General features: G+C 52.7%; 26 protein-coding genes and 1 pseudogene. 16 read left to right on the forward strand and 11 right to left on the reverse strand.

Features of this window, described 5'->3' with window-relative positions:
• Position 1: 1 nt before the first annotated feature.
• The 3 genes from JYB63_RS01915 to hpaA all read right to left on the reverse strand — a co-directional run bounded on the left by JYB63_RS01915 (position 2) and on the right by hpaA (position 2938).
• A complete protein-coding gene (locus tag JYB63_RS01915; RefSeq protein WP_205656065.1) occupies positions 2–706 on the reverse strand; it encodes a helix-turn-helix transcriptional regulator in 705 nt (234 codons plus the stop codon).
• 139 nt (positions 707–845) lie between these two features.
• Positions 846–1784 (reverse strand): flavin reductase, encoded by a 939-nt coding sequence (locus tag JYB63_RS01920; protein WP_205656067.1) that lies wholly within the window; start codon positions 1782–1784, stop codon positions 846–848.
• A gap of 230 nt (positions 1785–2014) precedes the next feature.
• Positions 2015–2938: a 4-hydroxyphenylacetate catabolism regulatory protein HpaA gene (hpaA, locus tag JYB63_RS01925; RefSeq protein ID WP_205656068.1), complete on the reverse strand. Its 924-nt coding sequence runs from the start codon at positions 2936–2938 to the stop codon at positions 2015–2017.
• Positions 2939–3239: 301 nt separating this feature from the next.
• On the opposite strand from hpaA, the gene JYB63_RS01930 reads away from it, so the two are divergent.
• The 15 genes and pseudogenes from JYB63_RS01930 to JYB63_RS02000 all read left to right on the forward strand — a co-directional run bounded on the left by JYB63_RS01930 (position 3240) and on the right by JYB63_RS02000 (position 18033).
• Positions 3240–4412 (forward strand): p-hydroxyphenylacetate 3-hydroxylase oxygenase component, encoded by a 1173-nt coding sequence (locus JYB63_RS01930; protein WP_205656070.1) that lies wholly within the window; start codon positions 3240–3242, stop codon positions 4410–4412.
• A gap of 84 nt (positions 4413–4496) precedes the next feature.
• Positions 4497–5447 (forward strand): AEC family transporter, encoded by a 951-nt coding sequence (locus JYB63_RS01935; protein WP_205656071.1) that lies wholly within the window; start codon positions 4497–4499, stop codon positions 5445–5447.
• 160 nt (positions 5448–5607) lie between these two features.
• The gene (locus JYB63_RS01940; RefSeq protein ID WP_205656073.1) at positions 5608–7068 is read left to right on the forward strand and encodes an NAD-dependent succinate-semialdehyde dehydrogenase; all 1461 of its coding nucleotides are present in this window, start codon (positions 5608–5610) and stop codon (positions 7066–7068) included.
• Positions 7069–7345: 277 nt separating this feature from the next.
• Positions 7346–8149, forward strand: coding sequence for a 2-oxo-hept-4-ene-1,7-dioate hydratase (gene hpaH, locus JYB63_RS01945; RefSeq protein ID WP_205656074.1), 804 nt, complete (start codon positions 7346–7348; stop codon positions 8147–8149).
• 10 nt (positions 8150–8159) lie between these two features.
• Positions 8160–8999: a 4-hydroxy-2-oxoheptanedioate aldolase gene (gene hpaI / locus JYB63_RS01950; RefSeq protein ID WP_205656075.1), complete on the forward strand. Its 840-nt coding sequence runs from the start codon at positions 8160–8162 to the stop codon at positions 8997–8999.
• Positions 9000–9014: 15 nt separating this feature from the next.
• Positions 9015–9665, forward strand: a complete 651-nt coding sequence (locus JYB63_RS01955) for a fumarylacetoacetate hydrolase family protein (RefSeq protein WP_205656078.1) — start codon at positions 9015–9017, stop codon at positions 9663–9665.
• A gap of 10 nt (positions 9666–9675) precedes the next feature.
• On the forward strand, positions 9676–10446 hold the full coding sequence (locus JYB63_RS01960) for a fumarylacetoacetate hydrolase family protein (protein WP_205656085.1): 771 nt from the start codon (positions 9676–9678) through the stop codon (positions 10444–10446).
• A 21-nt stretch (positions 10447–10467) separates the two neighbouring features.
• On the forward strand, positions 10468–11991 hold the full coding sequence (hpaE, locus tag JYB63_RS01965; protein WP_205656087.1) for a 5-carboxymethyl-2-hydroxymuconate semialdehyde dehydrogenase: 1524 nt from the start codon (positions 10468–10470) through the stop codon (positions 11989–11991).
• Positions 11992–12085: 94 nt separating this feature from the next.
• Entirely contained in the window at positions 12086–12472 is a 387-nt protein-coding gene (locus JYB63_RS01970; RefSeq protein ID WP_205656089.1) for a 5-carboxymethyl-2-hydroxymuconate Delta-isomerase, read from the forward strand.
• A 235-nt stretch (positions 12473–12707) separates the two neighbouring features.
• Complete coding sequence (locus JYB63_RS01975; RefSeq protein ID WP_205656091.1) at positions 12708–13718, forward strand: TRAP transporter substrate-binding protein; 1011 nt, start codon at positions 12708–12710, stop codon at positions 13716–13718.
• Between the two features lie 32 nt (positions 13719–13750).
• Complete coding sequence (locus JYB63_RS01980; protein WP_205656094.1) at positions 13751–14266, forward strand: TRAP transporter small permease; 516 nt, start codon at positions 13751–13753, stop codon at positions 14264–14266.
• Between the two features lie 59 nt (positions 14267–14325).
• A pseudogene (locus JYB63_RS01985) lies at positions 14326–15654 on the forward strand (TRAP transporter large permease).
• A 20-nt stretch (positions 15655–15674) separates the two neighbouring features.
• Complete coding sequence (locus JYB63_RS01990) at positions 15675–16157, forward strand: universal stress protein (RefSeq protein ID WP_205656096.1); 483 nt, start codon at positions 15675–15677, stop codon at positions 16155–16157.
• Between the two features lie 109 nt (positions 16158–16266).
• The gene (locus tag JYB63_RS01995; protein WP_205656097.1) at positions 16267–17085 is read left to right on the forward strand and encodes a hypothetical protein; all 819 of its coding nucleotides are present in this window, start codon (positions 16267–16269) and stop codon (positions 17083–17085) included.
• 150 nt (positions 17086–17235) lie between these two features.
• Positions 17236–18033, forward strand: coding sequence for a hypothetical protein (locus JYB63_RS02000; RefSeq protein ID WP_205656099.1), 798 nt, complete (start codon positions 17236–17238; stop codon positions 18031–18033).
• On the opposite strand, the gene JYB63_RS02005 is transcribed toward JYB63_RS02000, so the two are convergent.
• From JYB63_RS02005 to hpaR, 4 genes are all read right to left on the reverse strand, one after another.
• The gene (locus JYB63_RS02005) at positions 18030–19232 is read right to left on the reverse strand and encodes a multidrug effflux MFS transporter (RefSeq protein ID WP_205656101.1); all 1203 of its coding nucleotides are present in this window, start codon (positions 19230–19232) and stop codon (positions 18030–18032) included. The genes JYB63_RS02000 and JYB63_RS02005 overlap by 4 nt on opposite strands.
• A 1-nt stretch (position 19233) precedes the next feature.
• Entirely contained in the window at positions 19234–19662 is a 429-nt protein-coding gene (locus JYB63_RS02010; protein WP_205656103.1) for a GlcG/HbpS family heme-binding protein, read from the reverse strand.
• A 65-nt stretch (positions 19663–19727) separates the two neighbouring features.
• Complete coding sequence (gene hpaD, locus JYB63_RS02015; protein ID WP_205656105.1) at positions 19728–20579, reverse strand: 3,4-dihydroxyphenylacetate 2,3-dioxygenase; 852 nt, start codon at positions 20577–20579, stop codon at positions 19728–19730.
• Between the two features lie 274 nt (positions 20580–20853).
• Complete coding sequence (gene hpaR, locus JYB63_RS02020) at positions 20854–21276, reverse strand: homoprotocatechuate degradation operon regulator HpaR (RefSeq protein ID WP_205656106.1); 423 nt, start codon at positions 21274–21276, stop codon at positions 20854–20856.
• Between the two features lie 232 nt (positions 21277–21508).
• Here hpaR and ygiD point away from each other — a divergent pair, with 232 nt between their 5' ends.
• Positions 21509–22441 (forward strand): 4,5-DOPA-extradiol-dioxygenase, encoded by a 933-nt coding sequence (ygiD, locus tag JYB63_RS02025; protein WP_205656107.1) that lies wholly within the window; start codon positions 21509–21511, stop codon positions 22439–22441.
• Between the two features lie 75 nt (positions 22442–22516).
• On the opposite strand, the gene JYB63_RS02030 is transcribed toward ygiD, so the two are convergent.
• The 4 genes from JYB63_RS02030 to JYB63_RS02045 all read right to left on the reverse strand — a co-directional run bounded on the left by JYB63_RS02030 (position 22517) and on the right by JYB63_RS02045 (position 26928).
• Positions 22517–23272, reverse strand: a complete 756-nt coding sequence (locus JYB63_RS02030) for a hypothetical protein (RefSeq protein ID WP_205656108.1) — start codon at positions 23270–23272, stop codon at positions 22517–22519.
• Positions 23273–23325: 53 nt separating this feature from the next.
• On the reverse strand, positions 23326–24045 hold the full coding sequence (locus JYB63_RS02035; RefSeq protein ID WP_205656109.1) for a tyrosine-protein phosphatase: 720 nt from the start codon (positions 24043–24045) through the stop codon (positions 23326–23328).
• A 36-nt stretch (positions 24046–24081) separates the two neighbouring features.
• Positions 24082–26301 (reverse strand): GumC family protein, encoded by a 2220-nt coding sequence (locus JYB63_RS02040; protein ID WP_243431781.1) that lies wholly within the window; start codon positions 26299–26301, stop codon positions 24082–24084.
• A gap of 93 nt (positions 26302–26394) precedes the next feature.
• Positions 26395–26928, reverse strand: coding sequence for a polysaccharide biosynthesis/export family protein (locus JYB63_RS02045; protein WP_243431782.1), 534 nt, complete (start codon positions 26926–26928; stop codon positions 26395–26397).
• Between the last annotated feature and the right edge of the window lie 11 nt (positions 26929–26939).

Here is a 26939-nt window from a genome sequence, read left to right on the forward strand (position 1 = left end):
ATCAGCTGGCCTGTAAAAGTTGCAGGCTGCGGCTGACCAGTTCTGCCCGTGACTGTACGCCGGTTTTCTGAAAAATGTGGTGCAGGTGGGTTTTTACCGTGGCCAGACCCAGGTTAAGTTCCGTGGCAATTTGCTTGTTATTGGCACCGCTCATCAGCAGTTCCAGTACATCCAGTTCCCGTTCGGTAAGCTGATACTGCTGGTGGAACCCCTGACGCTCCTGTTGCCGGCGGGGCAGATACACCGTATTCAGGCTGTACTCCATGAAGGGCTGAACACTGTTGAGCAGTTCCAGTTCGGAAGCTGTGAAATTGCCCAGGCTTTCCGCCCGCAGGATACTGAGAATGGCGACGATCGTGCCCTCAAGGCGGAAGAACATGTCTGCCACGTAGCGATGTTCATTGGGCAGCATGAATTCCTGATAGTAGCGGCTCTGTTTCAGCAGGTGTGGGGCAATCTGAGAGTCCAGCGTGGCGACCCGGGTGTCTTTGTCGCGGAAGCGGTCCGGGCTGAGTGGGTCCATAGTACTGTACTTCTGGGTGTACTGCTTCTCCATATCCTGAGCGCCGTTGAAGATCACCGCCCCCCGGTGCTGCATACCCGGTTCAACCAGAAAGAAAACCGCATTGCTGACCGGTAACAGACTGCTGATCAGGGACAGGCTCTGGTGCTGGAACTGATGGGGAATAAGCGGGGATGCAGTCATACAGACATACCTGACCGGGATTAAACAGATAATAATTCGGTTAACATATTAACTATGTTTGCGGATTGCAAGATTAATAACCGAAAGATTCCCCCGCGCAAGGCGGGGGAATAGTGACAGTGCTTTTAAGAGAGTGCTTTTACAGCTTATCGATCAGTTGCTTCAGCTGGCTCTTCAATGTCGCCGTTTGCTGTGGGCTCAGGTCGCTGAGCAGCTTCGCTTCTTCTTCCAGTGCCAGCTTCTGCAGGCGGCGGGCCATCTCTGCACCGGATTCAGTGGCTTTAAGGGTGTCTTTGTCTTTGTACTGAATCAGGCCTTTTTCCATCATCCAGTCGGCGGTCTGGCGCAGGCTGATTTCCGGCTGCATAACCAGATCGGTTAACTGGTCGATGGCGACTTCAGGCTGGTTCACCATGCGGGCCAGGATGCGCCATTCTTCCGGGGTGACATCGCATTCATGGTTCAGTTTCGGATACAGCTGGGCGCTGAAACGCTGGTAAGTTTCCCGTACCAGATATAACAGATAGTCTCCCACAAAGTCGTTTTCCGGGGCGGTAACCGTTTCGGCCTGGTTCTGCATCATTTCTGGGTGCTGGGCAGAGACTGCATAGCTGCCACGGGCAAATACCAGCGGCTCGGTTTCACTGTGGTGGCGGTATTCTTTAACTTCACCTACCAGAATCAGGTGGTCGCCGCCTTCGTAAACTGCCCAGGTATTACATTCAAACTGAGCGGCGTAGTCGTCCAGCAGCGGTACACCGCCAATGCCGGTGTGATACTCAGCGTTGGCAAACTTGTCTTCACCGCGGCTGGCAAAGTTATTAGACGTGCTGACCTGTTCGCGGCCCAGTACGTTTACCGCAAAGTGCTTGGCATTCTGAAACGCGCTCAGGCTGTTGGCGCCTTTATCGATACTCCACAGAACCAGTGCCGGTTCAATGGATACAGAGTTGAAGCTGCTGGCGGTGACGCCAACCGGATTGCCGGACTCATCCAGCGTGGTAATAACGGTGACGCCGGTGGGGAACTGGCCCAGTGCACGGCGGAAATCTTTAGCATCGAAACCTGAAGCAGACATAGATATTACTCATTATTGTAGTTAGTTGGGCGGTCTGATGTGGCTGGCTGATACCCGTTCAGGTCAGCATGGCTGTGTAAAGCACCAGAATACGCATTACCTGAGAAAATTATAGGCCCGTTGTGAAATCTATGAATATAATTTTCATGGCTTCACTGGTACTTTTCATGTGGGTGCGTTTTGCCGAAGCTGCAAAAAGTACCAGATTTTAAAACGGTATCCATCTGTATTTACAGGTTTTTACGTTTGTCACGGTATTCGCTGGCAGTAACGCCTGTATTTCTGCGAAAGAAACGGGCGAAATACGCCGGGTCTTTGAATCCCAGGTGATAGCCGATTTCCGTCACCGGTGCAGTTGAATAGGTCAGCAGGCGGCGGGCTTCCTGCACCAGCCGGTCCATAATCAGCCGTTTTGAAGGCTGACCCGCAAGGCGGCGACAGATGTTATTCAACCGGGCTTCGGTAACGCCTATCTGATCCGCGTAGTGGTCCAGCGTCAGGTGTTCCCGGAAATGGTTTTCGATCAGTTCATTGAAACGGTGAAACACCCGCACATCTTCCTTTTGGGTATTCTGTTGCGGCTGGCCCTGATCCGCCAGGCGGGATATATCTATCAGTACCAGCTGCAGCAGGGCCTGCTGGGCCCGGGCGTGTTGCAGGCTGTCCGGGTTGTTCTCGGCAGACATCATTTCAAGCAGCTGCAGCATACGGCTGGCGGCCGCATCATTACCGGACGTTTGCAGTTCAACACATAAAGGCTGGCTCATTACCCCCTGGCTGTTTGGCTGGTCGATTCCCCCGAGCATTTCCCAGATCAGTTGCTGACGAACGGTAATCACATGGCCGCTGGCCTGATCATCAGTAATAAAAGCGTGCGGAACAGTGGGCGGGGTGAGAAAGAACATTGGTGCCCGGGCGCTGTAACTGACTTCATCCAGATGGACCCGCACGGTACCGCTGAGCACCACGTGTAACTGGTAGAAACGGTCGTGATAATGCACCGGCATATTCCGGCCAAAGAAGTCCGCCAGATTTTCCAGACGTTCATAATGAATGTCCGCTTCTATGTAGCGCTGATCATATACCTGACCAATATGGATGTTGGGAATAGCATCCTTCTGGCGGGTTTTGAGGGCAGTGGTCCGGGTATTCATGGTTCGCTGTAAAGTCCTGTCAGACGTTTTTTCTAACCTATATTTGTGCAAGCTGATGATTCAGGGTTTTGTAAGCAATTCTTGTTAACTTATTAAAATATAGGGTTTTTTATGTTTTTAGATAGAGCTTGTAGTATCTGTTTTTATTAACATGTTAAGTTCTGTGTCTTATCAAAAGTACAACAAAGCCACTGAAAGATCCATTCTCCTGAGTGACTGTGCGTTGCAAACTGTCATCATCACGCAGCAACCGTTGCCCGGTGACTGCCTAAAACAAGAATCACAGGAAGGTAGCAATATCATGCACAGGCCAAACCCATTACTCGACAAGCTTCAGGAAATTCTGCCGCGGATTGCGGAGAATGCAGCACAGGCTGAAGAAGCCCGTACCGTGCCGGACGAGAACATCCGTCTGCTTAAGTCCATTAAGTTTCACCGGGCGCTGCAGCCTAAAGCCTATGGCGGTCTGGAAATTTCCCTGCCGGAACTGACCGACTGCATCGCGGCCATTGCCGGTGCCTGTGGCGGTACTGCCTGGGCAGGCAGCCTGCTGGCAACCCACAGCCATCAGATGGCGATGTTCTCCAAACAGGCTCAGGACGAGTTCTGGGGAGATGATCCGGATGCGACTGCCAGCAGCAGTATCGCACCGTTCGGTAAGGTAAAGGAGACCGAAGGCGGGGTGCTGTTCAATGGCGATATGAAGTGGAGCTCCGGCTGTGATCATGCGGAGTGGGCCATTCTCGGCTTCCTGCGGGACGGCGAAAACGGCGAGAAAATATATAGTTTCGGTGTGGTGTCCCGGGATGACTACGAAATTGAGGACGACTGGTATGCCGCCGGCATGCGTTCCAGCGGTACCAAGACCCTGAAGATCAAACCGGATACCTTCATTCCTGAACACCGTATTGAAGCGGCCAAAGATATGATGACCGGCAAGTCCGCAGGTTTTGGCCTCTATCCGGACAGTAAGATCTTTTATGCGCCTTACCGGCCGTACTTTGCCTGTGGCTTTGCGGCCATCGGTCTGGGCATTGCCGAGCGAATGCTTGAGGTATACCGCAATATCACTAAAAACCGGGTGCGTGCCTATACCGGTGCCAAAGTAGGGCATGCCACTCCGGCGCTGATGCGTCTGGCAGAGTCCACCCATCAGGTGGCAGCAGCCCGGGCCTTCATGGAAAAAACCTGGGATGAACATAAGGAAATGGGTGAGCTTAAGCAGTATCCGACGGATGAGCAGCTGGCCTTCTGGCGCACCAATCAGGCCTATGCGGTGAAGATGTGCATTGAAGCGGTAGATCGTGTCTTTGAAGTGGCCGGTGGCAGCTGCTGGTTCAGCGATAACGAAGCCCAGCGTCTGTTCCGGGATTCCCATATGACCGCTGCCCATGCCTACACCGACTATGACGTCTGTAAACAGATTCTGGGCCGTTCCCTGATGGGGCTGGAGCCGGACCCAACCATGGTCTGATTCATTCTAAATCTGTAAAGAAAACCCGCGGCTCGAAAGAGTCTGCGGGTTTTTGCGTCGGTAAATTTTCAGGAAATCTCTGATATGCAGGATTTTACTTACATTCTTTCACTCACCAGCCCGACATTCTTGCTGATTGGACTGGGCTTTCTGGTGGTCCGGCTGGGGTATCTCAGCCGGGATGCAATCCGTACCTTTGGCTGGTTTGTTATCAATATCGGTTTGCCGGCGGCGATGTTCAAAGCGCTCAGTTCCCGGTCGTTTCAGGATATTCTGCATTTTGATTATCTGCTGATTTTTGGCCTGGGTTCGCTGTTGTCATTTCTGACGCTGTTTGGCATCGCCCGTTTACGGTGTAAGTCACTCACTGAATGCGCCATGTTTGGCCTGGGCGGCAGCTTGTCGAACAGTCTGATGATCGGTTTTCCCATCATTATGCAGCTGTTTGGCGAAGCCGCGCTGGTGCCGTTTGCTCTGACGCTTATCGTTGAGAACTTCTTTATCCTGCCATTGGCGCTGGCACTGGCGGATACCGGCCAGCAAAGCAGTGATGGCTTCTTCCGCTCACTGGGCGCAGCACTGCCGCAGTTGCTTAAAAATCCGGTGGTAATGTCCATCGGGGTAGGGCTGGCCAGTGCGCTGACCGGGCTGCAGCCACCGGAATTCGTGGACAGGGCAATCGATATACTGGCAATGACAGTTGGTGGTCTGGCCCTGTTCACTATCGGTGGCATGCTGGTGGGGCTGCGGCCGGCGGGTATGGTGACGGATATTTCGGTCATTGTGCTCGGTAAACTGGTTCTTCACCCTTTATGCATTGTACTGATGATCCTTCTGATGCCACCCATGCCGGCACTGTTTCAGTCGGTGGCGCTGGTACTGGCCTGTATGCCTATGTTCAGCATCTATGCGGTGTTTGGTCTGAGATACAACATGGGGGAGCTGTGTTCTGCGGTGTTGTTGCCGGCAACCTTGCTGGCATTTTTCAGCATTAATCTGATGATCTGGATCGTGGATGTGACAGCGACTTCATAGCTCGTCGTTCGCCTTTATGATGAATATTATAAAATTAGTTAACTTGTTAACTAGTTTTAATTAGAGTACCCTGCAGTAAATACAAAAACGCTTATCAGTGGGCAGCCAGAATATTATCGGTTGCCGGCTAAGATGATAAATAAATGAATACGGGTAAGTTATGAAATTAGAATTACAGGACAGCACACTGCTGAAAACCCAGGCCTTCATTAACGGTGAATGGGTGAACGGTGATGAGGGTAAGAGTTTCGCGGTATACAACCCGGCCAACGGTGAGAAAATTGCCGACGTTGCCAGTGTGGGTCAGGCGGAAACCCGCCGTGCGATTGAGGCAGCAGAAGCAGCAATGCAGAGCTGGAAAGCCCTGTCAGCGGCACAGCGTTCTGCTGTACTGGAAGCATGGCATGGCCTGATTCTGGAAAATCAGCAGGATCTGGCGGCGCTGATGACCCTTGAGCAGGGTAAGCCGCTGTTCGAATCGGTGGGTGAGGTTGCTTACGGCGCGTCTTACCTGAAGTGGTTTGCTGAAGAAGGCAAGCGGGTGTATGGCGATATTATTCCGACCCCGCAAACTAACCGCCGCGGTGTGGTGGTTAAACAGCCGGTAGGGGTGGTTGCTGCAATTACACCCTGGAACTTCCCGAATGCAATGATCGCCCGTAAGGTGGCCCCGGCCCTGGCGGTGGGTTGTGCCATTGTGCTGAAGCCGGCGGCGGAAACGCCACTGTCGGCACTGGCGCTGGCTGAGCTGGCGAAGCGTGCCGGTCTGCCGGATGGCCTGTTTGCTGTGCTGCCATCATCAGATGCAGCGGCGGTGGGCGGTGAAATGACTTCCAACCCGGTGGTGAAAAAAGTGACCTTCACCGGTTCAACCCCGGTGGGCAAACTTCTGATGAAACAGTGTGCGGATACCGTTAAGCGTACCTCTATGGAACTGGGCGGTAATGCGCCGGTGATCATCTTTGACGACGCAGATCTGGATGCGGCCATCGAAGGGGCACTGGTGTCCAAGTACCGTAACTCGGGCCAGACCTGTATCTGTGCCAACCGCCTGCTGGTGCAGGAAGGTATTTACGACGCTTTCGTTGAGAAGTTTACCGCTGCCGTGAATGGCTTCCGTCTGGGGCAGGGATTTGATAAAGAAACCACCCATGGCCCGGTGATCACTGAAAAAGCACTGAACGACATTCATGCCAAGGTAGAGAACGCCGTGGCGGAAGGGGCAACTGTGGTCACCGGCGGTAAGCCATCTGAGCTGGGAGGTAACTTCTATGAGCCTACAGTGCTGACGGATGTGAATACCGACATGCGGGTGTTCCGCGAAGAGATCTTTGGTCCGGTTGCACCGGTGTTTAAGTTCTCTACGGAAGAGGAAGCCATCGCGATGGCTAACGATACTGAGTTTGGTCTGGCGGCCTATGTGTATACCCAGAATATCGGCCGTGTGTGGCGGGTATCAGAAGGCATCGACTACGGCATGGTGGGGGTGAATGAAACCGCTATCAGTTCTGAAGTCATCCCGTTTGGCGGAGTGAAAGAATCCGGCCAGGGCCGTGAAGGTTCCAAGTACGGTCTGGACGATTATCTGGAAACCAAATACATCTGTATGGGTGGTCTGTAAGCATCGCCTGATGCACAGCCTGGTGTCAGTGCCGGGCTGATCCGTTTTATCTCTTACTGAGCGTATCTGTATAACCCCTTTGTGGGGGATGGCCAGTTTTATATAAATACTTAATATATTAATTAGTAGAAATTGATTAAGATGTTAAGTATATTCAGTTAAAGATAGTTAAGATGTTATCTATTTGTTGGGCAGATGAAGCACTCAGCACAGATAACCGGCCGGCAACTGTTGTGTGCCAGGCCTGAAAACAAACATATTTTAAAAGGGCACATATATGTTAACTCCGGAACAGATCAGCGATGCCGCTGAACGCCTTTATAACGCAGAGAACGGCCGGCAGCAGATCCCGGCACTCACCCTGGATTACCCCGGGATGGATATGGACGATGCTTACAAAATTCAGAAAACCTGGGTAGACCGTAAGATCGAAGAGGGTGCCAGCGTTAAGGGTTACAAGATTGGCCTGACATCCCGTGCCATGCAGATGGCCGTGAACATTGATCAGCCGGACTACGGCGTGCTGCTGGATGACATGTTCTTTGCGGATGGTGCAGAAATTAAGGTCGATGACTTCCTTGATCCGCGCATCGAAGTTGAACTGGCATTTGTGCTTAAAGACTGTCTGGAAGGTGACAATATCACTATCTTTGATGTGCTTAATGCCACGGATTATGTGGTACCTGCGCTGGAGCTGATTGCTGCCCGTTGCCACCGTACTGATCCTGAAACCGGCTACACCCGCAAGGTACTGGATACCATTTCAGACAACGCTGCTAATGCCGGCATTATTCTCGGTGGTCGCCCGATCAAGCCTATGGAAATTGACCTGCGCTGGGCCGGTTCACTGTTGTACCTCAATGGTCAGATCGAAGAAACCGGCATCGCCGCCGGGGTGCTGGGTCATCCGGCGAACGGTATTTGCTGGGTGTGCAAGCGCTTTGCCCCTCACGGCGTCGCGCTGGAACCGGGTCAGGTGATTCTGTCCGGATCTTTCACCCGTCCGGTACCGGTAAAAGCCGGTGATACCGTGCATGCAGATTACGGCCCGCTGGGCGGTATCTCTGTGAAGTTTGTCTGAGGATCGGCTTATGTCTTCAGAGTTGCAAAGCAATTACAGCACTCAGTTGCCGGTCAATGCATTCAAGCAGGGTCTCAAAGGCGACCAGCCTTTGTGGGGGCTCTGGCTTGGGCTGCCGGATTCAAGCTGTGCTGAAATCCTGGCCGGTGCCGGTTTCGACTGGTTGCTGATCGACGGTGAACACGCGCCGTTCGAACTGGACAGCACCATGCGTCACCTGCAGGCAATGGCCCCGTATCCGGTATCGGCCATTGTGCGACCGGAAGAGGGGCGCACTGCGTTACTGAAACGCCTGCTGGATATCGGCGCACAAACCCTGCTGATTCCCATGTGTGACACCGCTGAACAGGCCCGAGAACTGGTGCAGGCGGTGAAGTATCCGCCGCAGGGCATCCGTGGTCTGGGCAGTTCACTGGCCCGTGCCGCCAAATGGAATAACGTGCCGGGCTATCTGCAAAAAGCCAACGATGAGATCTGTCTGATCGTTCAGGCAGAAACCACCACCGCCATGGGAAACCTCGCTGAAATTGCCGCGGTTGATGGGGTGGATGCGGTGTTTATCGGGCCGTCTGATCTCTCTGCCTCTATGGGGTACGTGGGTAATCCGGACCACCCGGAAGTGGTTGCCACCATTGAGCAGGGCATCGCCACCATCAATGCCGCCGGTAAAGCCGCAGGTCTGTTGTGTATCAATCCGGCGAAAGCCAATGACTATGTCGCCAAAGGGGCCCGTTTTGTGGGCATTGGCGTAGATACCCTGTTGCTGGGCAATGCCGCCCGGCAGTTAGCGAAAAGTTTTAAAAACTGCACTGCAGGCAGTGCTGACGCTGGCCAGTCCAGCGGTTACTAATCAGGTACAGAAACGATGAATAGCAATCCGATTATTAAAGGCAAGCTGGTCTGTGTGGCATTAAATGACGCACAGCAGCTGGCCGCCATGCAGGCTGAATTCAACCAGCCGCCTTATAAAGCAGCACCGACTCAGCCGGTACTGTATTTCAAGCCTCATAACACCTGGAATACCGACGGTGCTGCTATCGAGTGGCCAGCCGGTGAGACTGACATGGTCGTGGGTGCCAGCCTGGCGGTGGTGATCGGTCAGGAATGCTGTCGGGTCAGCACAGAAGATGCCCTGAACTACGTTGGCGGCTACACCCTGTTACATGATTTCTCTCTGCCGGAAAAAAGCTATTACCGCCCGGACATCAAGGGCAAATGCCTGGACGGGAGTGCGCCGGTCGGTGCAGCGGTAGTGGCTGCGGATCAGGTGGCTGACCCTGCTGCGCTGACCGTTGTTACTCAGGTGAATGGCGAGACTGTCAGTGAATTGCCAATGACCCAGCTGGAACGCAGCGTGCCGGAACTAATCAGCATCATTTCCTGCATCATGACCCTGCAGGCCGGTGATGTATTGGCGGTGGGCTTCCGCGGTGAGCGTACGCCTGTACAGCGCGGCGACCGCGTCACCTCGGCAATCGCCGGTGTGGCAGAACTGAATAACCAATTGGCTGATTAAGGGGCAGACGATGAAACACGCACGCGTATTACATAACGGTGTTGAGCTGGATATCACCGTAGATGATGCTGACCGTCTGTTACTGGCGGATGGCACCGAACTGAATGAAACCGAAGTGACCTGGCTGTGCCCGGTTAAGCAGCCGGGAACGATTTTCGCGCTGGGACTTAACTATGCGGATCACGCTTCTGAACTGGCCTTCGAGCCGCCAACCGAGCCGCTGGTGTTCTTAAAAGGTGCCAATACCCTGACCGGTCATAAGCAGCCGTCTTACCGCCCGGATGATATCGAATTTCAGCACTATGAATGTGAGCTGGTGGCAGTGATTGGCAAAGAAGGGAAGAACATCGCCCGTGAAGATGCCATGGACTACATCGCCGGTTACACCGTCTGTAATGACTTCGCCATCCGCGATTATCTGGAAAACTACTACCGGCCGAACCTGCGGGTGAAAAGCCGCGATTCCCTGTGCCCGATCGGCCCGTGGCTGATCGATAAAGACGATGTGGGCGATATCAGCAACCTGAAACTGACCACCCGTGTTAACGGTGAGCTGACGCAGGAAGGCACCACCGCAGACATGATTTTCGATGTGCCGTTCCTGGTGGAATACCTGAGCAAGATCATGACTCTGCAACCGGGCGACATGATTGCCACCGGTACCCCTAAGGGCCTGAAGGATATGCAGCCCGGTGATGTGGTGGTGTGTGAGATCGAAAAGGTTGGCGCACTTGAAACCCATATCGTGTCGGAACAGCAGTTCTATGGCGACAAGTATTAATTAAGACCCGGAGACATAACGATGAGCGAAGCATTACAGCAAAACATTGCCAAAGCCGAAGGCTACCTGGCACGTTTTAAAGACAACACTCTGGGTCACTACATCAACGGTGAATGGACCCAGGGGGCAGAAGGCCAGACCTTCGAAAACACGACGCCGACCGATAACACTTCACTGGGGTATGTGGTGAAAGGCACTGAGGCGGATGTCAACGCGGCCTGTGAAGCAGCCCGTAAAGCCTCCGCTGAATGGGCTGAAATGCCTGGCGCTGCCCGTAAGAAAATTCTCCATAAACTGGCGGATGAAATTGAAAAACGTGCGGAAGAGATTGCCCTGGTTGAGTCCATGGACTGTGGTCAGGCGTTGCGCTTTATGCGTCAGGCGGCGGTGCGCGGTGCGGCTAACTTCCGGTTCTTTGCAGACAAGGCCCCGGAAGCCCGTAACGGTTTATCCCTGCATCAGGATCAGCACACTAACTTTACGGTGCGTAACCCCATCGGCCCGGTGGCGGTGATTACCCCGTGGAACACACCGTTCATGCTGTCTACCTGGAAGATCGCCCCGGCGCTGGCGGCGGGCTGCACCGTGGTACACAAGCCTGCAGAACTGAGCCCGCTGACCGGTGCGATTCTGGCGGAATGCGCGGAAGCGGCAGGCTTGCCAAAAGGTGTCTGGAACATGGTGAACGGTTTCGGCACAGAAGTGGGTAAGGCGTTGACTGAGCACCCGGCCATTAAAGCCGTTGCGCTGGTGGGCGACTCCGCCACCGGTAAGCTGATTCAGGCACAGACCGCCTCAACCCTGAAGCGTCTGCATCTGGAGCTGGGCGGTAAAAACCCGGTAATCGTGTTTGATGATGCTGATTTCGACCGTGCACTGGATGCCGTGGTGTTCATGATTTACAGCCTGAACGGCCAGCGTTGCACCAGCTCCAGCCGTTTACTGGTGCAGAGTGGTATTAAAGACAAATTCATGGCGGCGCTGAAAGAACGGGTTGCCAATCTAAAGGTGGGTCATTCACTGGATCCGGAAACCGAAGTGGGTCCGCTGGTACACACCGGTCACTACGCCAAAGTCACCGGCTACTTTGAAACTGCTAAAGACGATGGCGCAACCGTGGCGGTGGGCGGCCATTCCCTGCGTGACGAACTCGGCCCGGGTAACTATGTCGCCCCGACCCTGTTTGTGGATGCCAATAACAGCATGCGCATTGCTCAGGAAGAGATCTTTGGCCCGGTATTAACCGCCATTGAATTCGATACCGAAGAGCAGGCAATTGAGCTGGCAAACGACACCATTTACGGCCTGGCCGGTTACATCTGGACGGCTAACACCGGTCGCGCCATGCGCATGGCTAACAAGGTTGATGCCGGCATGCTGTGGGTCAACTCGGAAAACAACCGTAACCTGCCATCGCCGTTTGGCGGTGTGAAGATGTCCGGTGTGGGCCGTGACGGTGGTGACTGGAGTTTCGATTTCTACATGGAAACCAAGAACGTCTGTATCGCTCACGACCTGCACAACGTGCCGGTACTGGGGCGTTAATGCAGCCTGTATGAACGGGGTTTGGCAGCCTGCCTAATCGTGGGATTGGCTGCCGGGTTTAACCTGTCATTATGAGGCTTAACAGGAGGCAAGCATGCCACATTTTATTATGGAGTATTCAGCCAATCTGGACGACGATCTGGACATTCCGGCGTTATTTGAACAGCTGAATGACACGGCGATCGCCACTGGGGTATTTCCCATTGGTGGCATCCGTACCCGGGCTATCCGCTGCGAATATTACCGTATCGGAGAGGGGGATCCGGAGAACACCTTTGTGCACCTGACGGCCAAAGTGGGCTCGGGGCGTGAACCGGAAGTGCTGAAAGCTGCGGCAGATAAGGTGTTTGCTACCTTCACTGAATGCCTGCAGCCGGTGTTCGATAAGCGCTACATGAGCATCGGTTTTGAGATGACTGAGCTGCATCCGGTGCTGAATTACAAACAGAACAATATCCATCAGAAACTGGCCAGCCGCTGAGGCGCTGGCTGATCCTCTGAGGATGCTGTGATTGACCAACCGCCTGTGCTGAAACGCAGGTGGGAAGCAGGATTCTGAGTACCTGCCGGGAGCAGAAAAAGACCCATAAGAAGAGCCTTTAGCAGATTGGGCCTTGGTCGTATTTCTTCTCACTGTCAGGCACATAGAATTGAATAATTAACATATTAACTTTATAAGTGTGCGAAAGCTGAAATACATCTTTGAGGACAGAATAATGAGTATAAAAAAACTTCTCACAGCAGGATTACTGAGCGCACTGGCCAGCGTTGCCAGCGCAGAAACAACTTTACGGGTGGCGAGCTGGTTACCGCCGACCCATACCCAGAATACCGTTGTCTGGCCGACCTGGGCCAAGTGGGTGGAAGATGCCACCGAAGGCCGGGTAAAGGTTGTGGTTGAATACGGCATGGGCCACCCGAAAACCATGTTTGAGCTGGTAGAAGATGGCGTGGTGGATGCCTCTTTCAGCTATCACGGCTATGTACCGGGCCGTTTCAAATTAACCCAGATGGTTGAACAACCATTGCTGGGCACCAATGCCGAAGCCGCCTCCGTGGCGCACTGGCGGATTCATCAGAAGTATCTGGCCGAGGCGAATGAGCATGATGGTCTGGAAGTGATCGGTCTGTTTACCCACGGCCCGGGTCAGATTCAGCTGGTGGAACCGATTGAATCCCTGACGGAACTGAAAGGTAAGAAGATCCGTCTGGGTGGCGGTGTGCAGGGGGAAATCGGCCATCGCATGGGTGTGACCGCTGTTGGTGCACCGGCACCAAAAGTGTATGAAATGATGCAGCAGGGCGTAATTGACGGCGTATTTATCCCGCTCATTGACCAGAAAGGCCTGCGTCTGAAAGAAGTGGCCCGCAATGTTGTCGCACTGCCAGGTGGCATGTACATGGGTAGCTTCTCTATCTTCATGAATCCGGACTTCCTGGATGATCTTGATCCGCAGGACCGTCAGGCGATTCTGGATGTGTCCGGTGAAAAACTGTCAGCAATGGCCGGTCGTGCCTGGGATGCCGGTGACAAAGATGGTCTGGCCGCTGCTCAGGAAGCCGGTGTTAACGTCATCATGGTGAAGCCGGATGATGCATTCGCACAGGAATTCGTCACTCTGACCAAAGGCATGGACGATGCCTTCATCGAATCGGTTGCAGACCGCGGTGTGGATACCCGCAGTGCGCTGCAGGAGCTGCGTGAAGTAGCCCGTACCTATAAGTAATACGTGTAACCGACAGATGTGAGGTAACTCCTATGGCATTAACTGCCTGGGTGAACGCGCATTACGAAGAGCAGGGGCCGGTTATCTGGCTGGCCTTTGCGCTTGAGCTGATTGCAGCCGTTACCCTGTTTTTTCTGATGGCGCTGACCTGCGCCGATGTGATTGGCCGTTATTTCTTTGCGGATGCAGTAGACGGCACCACTGAACTGACTGAAATGGCCATTGCTGTGCTGGTATTTGCTGAAATGCCGGTGGTCACCTGGCGTGGCGGCCACGTGGTGGTGGACATTCTCGACCGCTGGCTGGGCAGCCGGATGATTCAGATACTGGGTCTGGTATCAGTCTTACTGATCAGCGGCTCGCTGTATTTTCTGGCGGTACGGATCTGGGAGCTGGCGGCCCGTTCAATACGTCGTGGTGAAGTCACTGAGTACTTGCAGGTGCCGGTGGGCTATGTGGTGGAATACATTGCCATCATGAGCTGGATAACCGCTGCAGCAATGCTTACCTACGGTGCCTACCGGCTGATTACTCAGCCCCGTGATTAAGATAGGCATTAAGGCAGACAGTTCAGAATTAGCGCCACTGGCGCATGGGGTATTCACTCATGATGATTGCATTAACCGGCTTTTTTATCCTGCTGGCGATGATCGTTATCGTCCGGGTACCCATTGCATTTGCGATGGGGCTGGTGGGTTTTTTCGGCTTTGCATTTCTGCAGGGCCTGACGTTCGACAATATGCTGGATTTCCGCTGGACCGGCGCGTTATCCATGGCTTCTAAGCGGGTAATTGATACGGCACAGGAATACAGCCTGTCCGTGATTCCGCTGTTTATTCTGATGGGCAACCTGGTGACGAAATCAGGTCTGTCTCAGGAACTGTACCGGGCATCTTAGGCCTTTCTGGGCCACCGTAAGGGCGGCCTTTCAATGGCGACGGTGGTTGCCTGTGGGGGATTCTCGGCGATCTGTGGCTCCAGTCTGGCGACCTCGGCGACCATGGCTAAGGTTGCCATGCCGCCAATGCGTCAGTATGGCTATGCGGATTCACTGGCCACCGCTTCGATTGCTGCCGGTGGCACCTTGGGCATTCTGATTCCTCCCAGTGTAATTCTGGTGATTTATGGCCTGCTGACAGAAACGAGTATCCGCGAGCTGTTTGCCGCTGGCTTTATACCCGGCATGTTGGGCATTCTGTTGTATTTGGGTGCGGTGCGGTACGTAGTCTGGCGTGATCCGGAGGCGGGCCCCTGTGGCGAGAAATTCAGCTGGCCTGAACGGCTGGAAGCATTGAATGGCGTCTGGGGTGTGCTGATTCTGTTCAGCGTGGTGATGGGCGGTATTTATCTGGGCATCTTCACCCCAACAGAAGCGGCAGGCATCGGTGCCGGTGGTGCATTTCTGATTGCTTTAATGCGCCGCAGCCTTAACTGGGGCAGCCTGTTTGAGATTCTTACGGATACAGCGCGTACCTCAGCCATGTTGTTTGCGGTATTAATCGGCGCGCTGATTTTCTCCAACTTCATTAACCGTGCGGGATTGCCCGCAGACTTGCTGGCCATGGTGAACAGTCTGGAGCTGTCTCCGATGCTGGTGATCGTGTTTATTCTGCTGATCTACATTGTGCTGGGTATGGTGTTCGAAAGTCTCTCGATGCTGTTGCTGACGGTGCCGATCTTCTTCCCGCTGGTGCAAAGCATGGGCTTTGATCTGGTGTGGTTCGGCATCGTAGTGGTGGTGGTTACTGAAATCAGCCTGATAACGCCACCGGTAGGGATGAACGTGTTTGTGCTCAGTGCGGTATTAAGGGACGTGAAGGCCGGTACCATTTTCAAAGGGGTTACCCCGTTCTGGTGTGCCGACATTATCCGTCTGGTGCTCATTACTGCCGTTTCATCCGTTGCACTGTTCCTGCCGGAACTGCTGTACCGCTAGCAGCACAAAAGGAGTGATACATGATTAACCGAATGAAAAAGGTGCTGTATGCATCGGATATGGAAGAAGGCTCCCGGCCGGCACTGCGGGCAGCAGTGGCGGTGACCGGCGGCCATCCGGCGGAAATTACCTATCTGCACGTGCTGGCGTCCACCCATAAAGACAACATGGTACTGCAGACGTTGCTGAAAGATGACGACATGCGGGACATGTACCAGCAGAGCCTGACGGACCTGAAGCACAAGCTGGAACAGCGGATTGCGGGTTTTCTGGCGGATGAGTCTGCCGACAGCCCGTTGCCTGATGCACTGGAAGTGAACTCAGTCATCACTGAAGGCACACCGTGGAAAGCTATCGTTAAGCAGGCGGCTGCCATGGAGGCAGATGTGATTGTGATGGGAACCCGTACTCATTCCACCCTGGGCAGGGTGATCCTGGGTTCAACCGCTACCAAGGTGATGCAGAATGCCGGGCGACCGGTATTAATTGTGCCGCTGGATTAGTCGTTGTAAGCCATTTTGTTCCGGCCTTTTCAGGCTGTGCTATGTTTAATACTGTTCATTTGGAGCACATAAATTGCCCGGTGAGCGGTATTTAACATAGTGGCGCAAGATGGAATCGATGGTTATGGATGACTTCAGAGCAACAGCTAAACTCCCCGTCTTAGAAATTTTTCACCGTGCGTTTGCATTGCCAGTCACGCATTTCAAAATGCTGTTACTGTACGGTATGCCGGCTATTCTGTGCATTGTGGTTGCTCAGTTTGCTATTGCCACTCTCCATGAACTGAGTAGCTCCAGTTCACTCTTCATATATATTTTCATAGGTTTGTTGATACTAAACCTTAGCATTCCTCTGGTCGTGGTCAGTTATCACCGGATTTTTCTGCTTGATGAAGAAGTCGCTTCTAAAGCAAGAGTATTCCGCTGGACCATGACCGAGATGCGATTTGTCATCTGGTGGGTGTTAATTGGAATTGCTGCAATGGTGGTTACTTCACCTTTTATGATGTTGATACTTCCGGTTATGACCGGTGTTTGGAATCCGCTATCCGGTAACTTGTATGTTCTCTGGTTACAGACATATCTTATCTATCTGCCTTTTATTTATCTGTTCGTCCGCTGTGTACTGATATTCCCGGCAATTGCTATAGATGCGGAGGAGCGGGGGCCAGTAATGGCCTGGAGGTTGAGCAAAGGGAATGGCTGGCGTTTAGTTTTCCTGATTGCTTTGTTACCGATGCTGACTGATCTTCTTGGCATAGCGCTGCTGGATTACGCCGGAGCAGTGGCAGAAGCGTTACAGATAGTTGTCTGGGCTGTGTGTGGGGTAATAGAAGTAGGCCTGATATCTCTCAGTTATGCCTGGCTTCGGGATAACAATTCAACAGCTGAAGATGAGGTGCTGCATGATATTGCTGACTCGGTTTAAGAACCTGACACAGAAGAAAACTGTTTTGCAGCTGATCAAATATATAACCGTTAGATAACTATGCCGCTTTATTGGTCTTCTCTGGCATGAAGACAGGTCACGTAAGGAAGCTGTTTGTGACCGGGTAACGGCAAAGGACAATTGTGACTCATGGACAATATCAGGAAATCTAAAAAACTGCCGGTTCTGGCAATCTTCTGTGAAGCACTTCTTCTGCCTCAAAAACATTTTAATTTGTTGATTCGTTATGGTCTGCCGGTCCTGATTTTAGGGATCCTGTCGGCAACAGTGTCGTCATTCAGTTCTTACGGTGGAAGCGATATAGGATTCTTTGAGGGCATCTTCAGCCTGGGGTTCGCTCTGAGTCTGGTGATGGGGGGTGTGAGTTGTCACCGGGTCTTTTTATTGGATCGCGATGTTGTGCTTAAAACCCCAGTGTTACGTTGGACCATGCGGGAAACACGCTATTTAATTGGCTGGATTACGATTGGTGTGATCGCGTTAGCCATAGGGCTGTCGGTAATGCCACTTGTTGTACCAATGCTGGATAACCTTTCAAATTCCGCTGGCAATGATGGAGTTCAGTACTGGTTAGTTTCCAATGTTCTGTATCTGCCCCTGATGTATATTGTTTCCCGCTGGATGCTGATACTTCCAGCCATTGCCGTTGACTCCTCAAGACAGAGAATGGGGGCTGCATGGGCGCTAAGCAAAAATAACGGCTGGCGTCTGACAGTATTGATTTGTTTACCGGCTTTTTTGTCTGGTCAGTTGTTCACCCTGCTTGAGTCGTTTGAAACTTTTACGCTGTATATTCTGCAATATTTCTTATGGTTATTTCTGGGGGTGATTGAACTGGGAATTCTGTCACTCAGCTATGCCTGGCTCCGGGATAAAAGTTCACTTGAAGCACAAAAAAACACGGTTGATGCTCAAAAGCCGGTTTAATGATTCCGGCTAAGCAGAAAGGCTCCCGCAACAAACATCACCAGCGTGGCTGCCAGCCATACTGTTCCCAGTTCTAAAATCAGTGACGCAATCTGGGTGACCAGCGCGCCGGTGATCAGTTGTATAAAGCCCAGTAAACCGGAAGCTGCTCCCGGGGCGATGTCGCTGCTGGCAATGGCGGCGGACTGGTTATTGGGCTGACTGAGCCCGCGGCCATAGGTATAGAGCGCCATCGGCAGGAAGAGTAGAAGATAGCTGAGTGTGGCGGCTGAAAGACCTGCGATCATTAATCCTGCTAACAGGCTGAGCGCCGCACAGCCTGAAACAGCATTCCCCAGAAATATCATCCGTGCAATGCCAAGGTTTGCCGAGAGTCTTGCGGCGGTAAAGCTACCTGCCATAAAGCCCAGCGCGACGATTAAAAACCAGTTACCGAAGTCCGCTGAAGTACCCTGCATCTGGTTGGCAACTATGTAGGGGGTAGTCCCGATGAACAGGTAAAAACCGCAGGCAATCAGGGTGGCTGAGGCACTGTAACGGAGGTAGCTGCGGTTACAGATCAGTTGCTTATAGCGCTGTAAAACAGTGCTGATTCGAATGCTGGTGGTCAGGTTGATGGCGGTTTCAGGAATGATGAGTAATACGATAAGCCAGGAGACACTGCTCAGCAACAGTGAGAAGTGAAACAGCACCTGCCAGCCAAACAGTAGGTTAAGCTGGCCGCCCAGTGTCGGGGCAACGGCCTGTGCCAGTGCAATAGACAGGGTGATGTAGCCAATCTTGCCGGCTGCCTGGGAGCGGCTGTAACAATCCAGCATGATGGTGCGAGCGAGCACCATGCCGGTACAGCCCCCGGCGGCCTGTAACACCCGGGCGAGCAGTAACGACTGCAGGTCATCAGCAAATGCCCCCAGCAAACAGCCAACGAAGTGCAGGGCGATGCCGGCTAGCAATACAGGTTTTCGGCCAAAGCGGTCTGCCAGCGGGCCACAGATTAACTGGCCGAATGCCAGAGTCAGCAGATACAGGGTCAGGCTGAGCTGCACTTCATCGGTACTGACATTCAGGTCGGCAGCAATGTCCGGCAGGGCGGGCATCAAAATGTTCAGCGCCACCGGGCTGACCATCGACATGACTGTAAACCAGGCGATACCGGGGAGTTGTCCGGTTGCCGGGTTTTGTTGTGTCGCCGTGGTCATATCATTGGCTCTGTAATTCAGGAAGGGCAGCGATGCCGGCAGCGGCACAGGCCTGATCCTGGGCTTCACTGGCGCCGGATACGCCAACAGCACCAACCAACTGACCGTTGTACGTTACAGGCAGGCCGCCGCCGAACAACACCATGTCTGGCTGTTGGGTAAGGCCGGATAGCAGGTGGGGTTTATCCGCCAGCCGCTGTTGCCACAGGTGGGTACCGAAGCCAAAACTGACGGCGGTGTATGCCTTTTTACGTGCGATGTCTGTGGATGGCAGCGGGGCGTGATTAATCCGTTGCATGGCCAGCGGGTTGCCGTGTCGGTCCAGTACACACACGCAGATTTTCAGATTATGTTCGCTGGCATACCGGCAGGTGGCCTGGCAGATCTGTGAGGCACTTTCCCAGCTAAGGGATGTTTCTTCGGTGAGCATGACTGTTTCCACGTATAAAAAATGGCCGGGCAGTCAGGCTGGCCGGCCATTCAGTGTTGTATGTATTACAGGCTGAATACGACGTTCACCTGACCGGTACCGGAGCTTGGGAAGTATTCACCGATGACTTCGCCTTTACCCTGATATTCATCCCAACCCAGTGCGCCGAACAGCATGGCGGTGTCGTGCATGCCACCTTCACCGGAACACAGTTGGGCATAATCAGGCAGCATCTTCAGGAAAGTGCTGATGTCACCCTGTTGCCACAGATCCAGTACCCGCAGATCCACCTGACGGTTGAATTCTTTAGAGATGGTGAAGGTGCCGTTGTTGGCTTCGTAATCGTCATTGTCCCAGATCCGGTGAGACAGGGAACCGGAGGCCAGCAGCATGACGTTGCTGTCACTGGCTTCAATGGCTTCACGAATGGCTTCACCCAGAAGCTTGGAAGATTCCAGGCTGTGTACGGTACACCAGCCGGCAACTGAAACCACTTTAAGGTCTGATTCCGGGTTCATGTAGCGCATCGGCACTAAGGTGCCGTATTCCAGATCCAGTGTTTCTACCTGATGTGACAGGGTAAATACGCCTTTTTCGGTGGCTTTTTCGGCGATCAGGTCGCCAAGTGCCGGGTTACCCTTGTATTCGTATTCCAGGTTCTGAATGAAGTGCGGGAACTCGTGGCTGGTGAAGCTGCCTTTGAAGTGTTCCCCTGAATTTACGTGATAGCCGGCATTTACCAGCCAGTGAGTGTCTATGACCACAACGGTGTCAGCACCGGCTTCGCGGGCGCGGCGGGCAATTTCTTTGTGGCCGTCAATGGCTTGCTGGCGGCAGCCTTCCAGTTTACCCGGACGTTCAGAAAGCAGCATGGTTGGAACATGGGTGATTTTTGCCGCGAGTACAATTTTTCCCATTGGAGACCTCTCAATCGTGTTTATTCTTTTTAAAAGTAGTGTCAAAGGGTGACAAGTTAAAATCAGTATATAGTTATTAAGTTAATATGTTAACTAATTTTATATAGTCAACGATCTGAAAATTGATCTGCATTAGTAATTCAGGGAAAAGTACAAGAGATAAGGCTGAAAGTACCAAAGGCGCGGGTACCGGTGATTGGTAAGGCTACCATCCGGTTGTGAAACAGCCGGATGGTTGGGCGGAGGTGAGCCTGAACGGGATGTCGTAGCTGATTCAGGGCTCCAACTCAGAAAGCTCTTTAAGCATGCTCATCAGTTCTTCCAGTTTTTCTTCGCTGTAGCGGTTAATGAATGCAGCATAAGCGGCTTCCACTTCAGGGCTCAGGCGTTCGAACAGGTCATAGGCTTTGTCAGTCAGGCTGATCAGCGCCCGGCGCTGGTCTTCATGGCATTTACGGCGCTGGATATAACCCTGCTGGGCCAGGCGTTTCAGAATACCGGTCAGGCTGGGGCTGAGAATGCAGCAACGTTTGGCCAGTTCCTTGGACTCCAGCTCCTTATAGTTATACAGCGCCCGCAGGATTCGCCATTGCTGTTCCGTTAAAGAGTTGTCATGTAACAGCGGGCGGAAAAACAGCATGGTGGCTTCCCGTGCCCGGAGAAGTTGAAGGGGTAATGAGTCTTCAAACTTGCGCATATGTCATCGCTTAAAAGTAATTAATGTATTAACAAAGATGGTATCGGGGCCACTCTTCAAAGTAAACGGCACCGGGCGGTGGGAGCCGGTATAAATGGTCGTAATGGTGAATAAATCCGCATTTTTATATGTATGGCGCATGATGGAAATAATCATTATGCATTAGATGAATGTTCAGTCAGTGGATACAGTGAATACTGAACTACTTAATATATTTACTGATGAGGTGCTTATGCCTGTATCCCGCCGTTGTTTTACCGGCCTGGCCGGCCTTTGGGCTGCGTTATCTGCTTTGCCTGCCTGGGGTGCTAAACAAACAGGTACTGACGCGGGAGCTGATAGCGGTTCCGCTTCAGAAGTGACAGGGCGAAGGGCACCGGCACTGTTCATTGGTCACGGTGATCCGATGAATATCCTGCAGGATAACCGCTTCACCCGGGACTGGGATGCGCTGGCTGAACGCTTTGGAGCGGCTGCGACAAAGCCCCGTGCCATTCTGATGGTATCTGCCCACTGGGAAACCCGCGGTGTTGCGGTTTCAGTGGCAGAAAAGCCCGCCATGATTTACGACTTTTACGGTTTCCCGGATGAAATGTATCAGCAGAATTATCCGGCTCCCGGTGCCCCGGAAATCGCCGGTAGCCTGACAAAAGCACAATTCTCTCAACGGATCATTGCTGATGCTGGTCAGGGGCTGGATCATGGTGCCTGGTGTGTGCTGATGCGCCTGTTCCCTAAGGCGGATGTGCCGGTGTTTCAGTTTAGCCTGTCCCGTAGTATGAATGCAGCAGAGCACTTTGCGCTGGGGCAGGAGCTTCGCCAGTTGCGGGAGCAGGGGGTGATGATCATCGGTTCGGGCAACATCACCCATAACATGCGTAGCTGGCAGCAGGATTACCGCATGGGCCGCACCCATCTGGTACATGACTGGGCAAAGTATTTTGATGCGAAAGTGACAGACCGGATCAATAACCGTGAGTACGCAGCTCTGGCGGATTATCTTCAGTATGGCCGGGCAGCGCAGATGTCGGTACCCACGCCTGAGCACTATCTGCCGTTATTGTACGTGGCAGCCAGTGCTTATGCATCGGAGAAGGCGGAGTATTACGCAGAAGGATTTGAGGCGGGGTCGTTTTCGATGCGTTCGGTGCTGTTTAATGGCTGAAGCTTTGGGCTAACAGAGGTTTCCGTTAGCCTTTACACAGCTCTTTATTTGCAGAGCCCTTTATTTACAGACTCTTTATTTGCAGAGCTTTGCCTTCTCTTTCGAATCCGGCAGCTTGTCACACAGCAGGGCAGTTTGATTGACCTGCGTGGCAATGTTGCGAATTTCTTTATAGTTACGCTTCAGGCCGCGGTCGATGTTGGCAAGTACGGCTTCCTGCTGTGCCTGTGGCAGGTAGCGCCAGCTGAGTAGCCCAGCTTCAGCAATGCTGATGTTCACGGCATTTTCCCACGGGCCATAGAGTACAGAGTTATCGATTGCCTGAAAAAGCTCTTCATCCATCTGGCTGAGTTTGGCTTTGCTCAGTGCCAGCCCGGCCCAGCTGTAAGGCCAGTGGGGGCGCAGCGTGCTTGCCTGCCGGTAAAGATCGAGACTCTGGCTCATTAACTGGCCGTAATCCCGCCAGCGGTTTTCATTCTGAGCATGCAATGCCTGATAGTAGCTCAGGCTGGCTTTAATATCGTAGTAATCACCGTGATCAGGCCGCCAGCTTATAGAACGGTCGATAGATGCCTGAGCCCGTTCAAGCTTTTCGGCCGGGACCAGTTTCGTCGGGTCCTGCTGGTTGATCAGTGCGTTACGGGCAGGGTAGCTGTTAATGTCTGCCATCATCCAGCGAATACTGTAATACGCCATCACCGTGAGCAGCACAATTCCGATAAGTGCCAGCGTTTTACCCAGGGGGCCAGGCTTTTTTCGGGATGAGCGGCGCGAAGAGTGCCGGGAGCGGTCAGCAGAGGATGTTTCAGAAAATGAGGCGTCTGTGGTCATGTTGTTCAGTGATCCGGGAGTGGCTGTATCAGAGTCGCTGCTAAGAATGGCTGTTAATGCAGGCCAATCAGTCTGGCAGGGTTGTCATACACCAGTTGACGGGCAGTGGCTTCACCAACAACCTCTGTAGCAGCATGCATCCCTTCAGAAAGCACTGGCGGGCGGCGGTTGGTATTGTGAGCATCGGTAGCAATGATGGTCGCCCAGCCATTTTGCAGAATCTCCAGCGCCCGTTCGTGGGCAACATCTCCAAACTTACCGGCAACAGACATGGAGGTTAACTGGAACAGGCAGCCACGGCTGACGAAGGGTTCTATCTTTTCCAGCTTATGCATGATGTCTTTGTTGCGCTCCGGGTGGGCGATCATCGGCAGAATGTCCCGGGCCAGCAGCCAGTCCACCAGTTTGTCGCAACCGGGGGGGATGTGGCTGTGAGGTAATTCCAGCAGCAGAACTTTGCGACCTTCCCATTCACCCAGAAATGGAATCTGGTTGGTGGGAATCATCGCCAGCATCTCTACTGAAATCCGCACTTCTGCAGCCATACCCAGTTCCAGCGGGATGTTACGTTCAACGATGGCGTTCTTCAGGGCTTCATAGGCAGGGGTGATGCTATGGATGTTATTGTCATAGCGGCCCGGATGGATGTGCGGGGTGGCAACGGCATGGGTAATACCGTCGGCAGCCGCCATGGCTGCCAGCTCTACCGCCTCTTCCAGGCTGGCCGGGCCATCGTCGATGCCCGGCAGTAAATGACAATGCAGATCAATCATTCGTTACCCTGTATTTAAGTACTGAACGGCGGCAGATCAGTTACCGCCGGTGTAGCCGTAGCTGTCGTAGTAGCCGGAATAGTCGTAGCCGTACTTTTCAGCTTTCTTCACATCCAGCTGGTTAAGCACCACACCGATCACCGGTGCATTGGCTTCTTTCAGGCGCTTCAGGCCGTTTTTAGCCAGCTGCTGGTTGGTAGAGTCGGCCTTAACGGTGTAGATCATTGCGCCAACGATCTTACCGATCATCAGGGCATCACTTACCGCCTGCGTTGGGGCTGTATCAATTACGATGCGGTCGTAACGGCCTTCCAGCTGTTCAATGACCTTAGCGAACTTCTGGGAAGACAGCAGCTCCAGCGGGTTAGGCGGAATAATACCGGCGGTCAGTACATCAATGTTAGCGTCTTCGATGGTGTGAATGCATTCTTCAACATCCGCCGTGCCGGCAACCAGGTTAGAAAGCCCAGCCGCTTTTCCATCAATGCCCATCGCTTTGGCAATGGAAGGGCGGCGCATGTCAGCATCAATCAGCAGGACTTTTTCCATCTGGCCCAGTGAGTAAGCCAGGCTTAGAGATGTTGAGGTTTTACCTTCACCTGGAATGGAAGAGGTCACACACAGTGTTTTGTGCGGATTATCCAGCGCAGATAGCACCACTCCGGTACGGATAGTACGAACCGCTTCTGCAAAGGCAGACTGCGGCTCCTGCAGATACTGAGTGTAGCTTGGGTGCGCATGTTTACGGCGCTTAGGCAGCAATGGCAGCAGACCCAGCAGGGTAGCGTGAAGTTTTTCTTCCACGTCTTTCGCCGACATGATGGTGTTGTTTAGTGCCTGAAGTAAGAAAGCAACCATGATGCCGAACATAATGCTTACTATGAATGCCAGTGCAACAATCAGTGCTTTCTTAGGTTTAGCCGGTTTACGGGGGGCAATGGCCGGGTCTGAAATACGGGCATTGGCACTCTGTAAATCGCCGGTAGCATTGGTCTCGTTCAGGCGGCTGAAGAAGGTATCATAAAGCTGGCGGTTGGCTTCCACTTCCTGCTCCAGTTCCTTCAGGCCGTATTCTTTACGGTTGATCGACTGCAGTTCAGACTTGGTTTGGTTAACCGCAGATTTCAGAGAACCTTCGCTGGCAACCGCTGCACGGTATTCGCTTTCGATACCGTTGACGACTGCCAGAATTTGGCTGTTCAGGCTGCGGCGGGCGTTATCCAGTTCAGACTGTGCAGCCTGCATTTTAGGATGCTTAGCGCCGTAACGTTTAGCCAGTTCAGACTTTTTCAGCTCAACAACCAGAACCGAACCTTTCAGGCTCTGTACCAGAGGGTGCTGCAGTACAGCAGGGATACGTTCAAAGGCAGAAGGGTTGTTCTTGCTGATGGCACGAACCTGGCGGTACACACTTTCCAGTGCAAGTCGGTCACGGCGCGCATCAACTAACTTATCAGAAACCAGTTCCAGTTCGGTATTGGCAATATCAAGGCCGCCGTCCTGGCCAACAATGCCCTGGGAGTCGCGGTATTCCTGTAAGCGGCGTTCAGAAGCCTTAAGGGTTTCACGCAGGCCACTCAGTTGTACAGTTAACCATTCAGACGCTTTTGAGGTAAGAGCCAGGCGGGCTTCGAGGTCGTTATCAATGTATGCATCAGCAATAGCATTAGCAATTGTTGCAGACAAAAGACGGTCATGTGCTTCGAAGCTGATCTTAACTAACTGAGTTTTACGGACAGGAGAGACGTTCAGTTTCTTCAAAAACTCATCCGTCACTTCCTGAAAATGTTCAGCGGCCAGCTCTTCATCGGTTAGTTCGACCTGAACGATATTTAAATGATCTTCAAGTAATTGATTAATACCCAGACTTTCGCGCAGTTCTGCCACTTTACTGCTTATAAAACTCGGTTCCGGATTGAACTCCGGATTGTTTAGCAGGTTTAGCTCGGTAATAACCTTTTCGGCCAACTGGCGTGATTTAAGAATTTCGAACTGGGTGAGGTAGTACTCGTTGTTAGAAGAATCGACCCCGTAGACCTCTTCAATGGATACAACGTTTGCCTGCTGCGCTTCAATCAGAAGGGTAGTGGTAGCCCGATAAGTCGGTTTAATGCTGAATACCACCATAATGGTCAGCAGGGTCACTACCAGAGCGAAGCTTAAAATACTCCATTTGCGCTGCATAATGGTCCGCCAGTATTGGCGAAGGTCGATGGTTTCTTCTTCAATGACAGGTGCAGCAAATTGATTATTCATTGTATCCATACTTTTTTATATCTGTTAAAGCGGCAAAACCGGATCACTTTTTTGGGTGATCCGGTTTCAGGAAGGAGCTGATTCTGCAGTTAATCAGAAAAAGCTCTCTTCAATGGTAATAATGTCACCGGGCTGAATAGTCGCGTTTAGTTTTACCCGGTTTGGTTCACCGTTCTGGTCTTCACGGGCAACAAACAGTTTGGTTTTCGAAGCCCGCTCGGTAAAGCCGCCGGCAATAGCGACGGCTTTTTGCAGAGTTAAGCCTGGCTGGTAAGGGTAGCCGCCGGGTTCTTCCACTTCACCGTTAATGAAAAACTCACGGTATTCCGCAACGGTAATGCTGACGGTTGGGTTAATCAGGTAGCCATCCGCCAAGCCTGCTTTTATGGTGTCTGTTAATTCACCAACGGTGTTACCCAGCGCATTCAGCTCACCCAGAAACGGGTAAGGGATAGTACCGGCATCACTGAGGCGGACTTCCATACTCAGTTCTTCTTCGCCATATACCTGAATGCTCAGCAGATCACCGCTGCCAATGCGGTAATTAGACAAGTCTGAAGCGTTGGCAGACTGAAGGGTAAACAGGAGTACACACAAACTGCTAAGCAGCGACAGCAAACTACGCATAGTAACTACCA

The organism is Aliamphritea spongicola, from assembly GCF_017051665.1.
GTDB lineage: Bacteria > Pseudomonadota > Gammaproteobacteria > Pseudomonadales > Balneatricaceae > Amphritea > Amphritea spongicola.

Bases quoted from the DNA above. Each gene is read 5' to 3' on its own strand.
- JYB63_RS01915 (WP_205656065.1), bottom strand. From the start codon at position 706: ATGACTGCATCCCCGCTTATTCCCCATCAGTTCCAGCACCAGAGCCTG.
- JYB63_RS01920 (WP_205656067.1), bottom strand. From the start codon at position 1,784: ATGTCTGCTTCAGGTTTCGATGCTAAAGATTTCCGCCGTGCACTGGGC.
- hpaA (WP_205656068.1), bottom strand. From the start codon at position 2,938: ATGAATACCCGGACCACTGCCCTCAAAACCCGCCAGAAGGATGCTATT.
- JYB63_RS01930 (WP_205656070.1), top strand. From the start codon at position 3,240: ATGCACAGGCCAAACCCATTACTCGACAAGCTTCAGGAAATTCTGCCG.
- JYB63_RS01935 (WP_205656071.1), top strand. From the start codon at position 4,497: ATGCAGGATTTTACTTACATTCTTTCACTCACCAGCCCGACATTCTTG.
- JYB63_RS01940 (WP_205656073.1), top strand. From the start codon at position 5,608: ATGAAATTAGAATTACAGGACAGCACACTGCTGAAAACCCAGGCCTTC.
- hpaH (WP_205656074.1), top strand. From the start codon at position 7,346: ATGTTAACTCCGGAACAGATCAGCGATGCCGCTGAACGCCTTTATAAC.
- hpaI (WP_205656075.1), top strand. From the start codon at position 8,160: ATGTCTTCAGAGTTGCAAAGCAATTACAGCACTCAGTTGCCGGTCAAT.
- JYB63_RS01955 (WP_205656078.1), top strand. From the start codon at position 9,015: ATGAATAGCAATCCGATTATTAAAGGCAAGCTGGTCTGTGTGGCATTA.
- JYB63_RS01960 (WP_205656085.1), top strand. From the start codon at position 9,676: ATGAAACACGCACGCGTATTACATAACGGTGTTGAGCTGGATATCACC.
- hpaE (WP_205656087.1), top strand. From the start codon at position 10,468: ATGAGCGAAGCATTACAGCAAAACATTGCCAAAGCCGAAGGCTACCTG.
- JYB63_RS01970 (WP_205656089.1), top strand. From the start codon at position 12,086: ATGCCACATTTTATTATGGAGTATTCAGCCAATCTGGACGACGATCTG.
- JYB63_RS01975 (WP_205656091.1), top strand. From the start codon at position 12,708: ATGAGTATAAAAAAACTTCTCACAGCAGGATTACTGAGCGCACTGGCC.
- JYB63_RS01980 (WP_205656094.1), top strand. From the start codon at position 13,751: ATGGCATTAACTGCCTGGGTGAACGCGCATTACGAAGAGCAGGGGCCG.
- JYB63_RS01990 (WP_205656096.1), top strand. From the start codon at position 15,675: ATGATTAACCGAATGAAAAAGGTGCTGTATGCATCGGATATGGAAGAA.
- JYB63_RS01995 (WP_205656097.1), top strand. From the start codon at position 16,267: ATGGAATCGATGGTTATGGATGACTTCAGAGCAACAGCTAAACTCCCC.
- JYB63_RS02000 (WP_205656099.1), top strand. From the start codon at position 17,236: ATGGACAATATCAGGAAATCTAAAAAACTGCCGGTTCTGGCAATCTTC.
- JYB63_RS02005 (WP_205656101.1), bottom strand. From the start codon at position 19,232: ATGACCACGGCGACACAACAAAACCCGGCAACCGGACAACTCCCCGGT.
- JYB63_RS02010 (WP_205656103.1), bottom strand. From the start codon at position 19,662: ATGCTCACCGAAGAAACATCCCTTAGCTGGGAAAGTGCCTCACAGATC.
- hpaD (WP_205656105.1), bottom strand. From the start codon at position 20,579: ATGGGAAAAATTGTACTCGCGGCAAAAATCACCCATGTTCCAACCATG.
- hpaR (WP_205656106.1), bottom strand. From the start codon at position 21,276: ATGCGCAAGTTTGAAGACTCATTACCCCTTCAACTTCTCCGGGCACGG.
- ygiD (WP_205656107.1), top strand. From the start codon at position 21,509: ATGCCTGTATCCCGCCGTTGTTTTACCGGCCTGGCCGGCCTTTGGGCT.
- JYB63_RS02030 (WP_205656108.1), bottom strand. From the start codon at position 23,272: ATGACCACAGACGCCTCATTTTCTGAAACATCCTCTGCTGACCGCTCC.
- JYB63_RS02035 (WP_205656109.1), bottom strand. From the start codon at position 24,045: ATGATTGATCTGCATTGTCATTTACTGCCGGGCATCGACGATGGCCCG.
- JYB63_RS02040 (WP_243431781.1), bottom strand. From the start codon at position 26,301: ATGAATAATCAATTTGCTGCACCTGTCATTGAAGAAGAAACCATCGAC.
- JYB63_RS02045 (WP_243431782.1), bottom strand. From the start codon at position 26,928: ATGCGTAGTTTGCTGTCGCTGCTTAGCAGTTTGTGTGTACTCCTGTTT.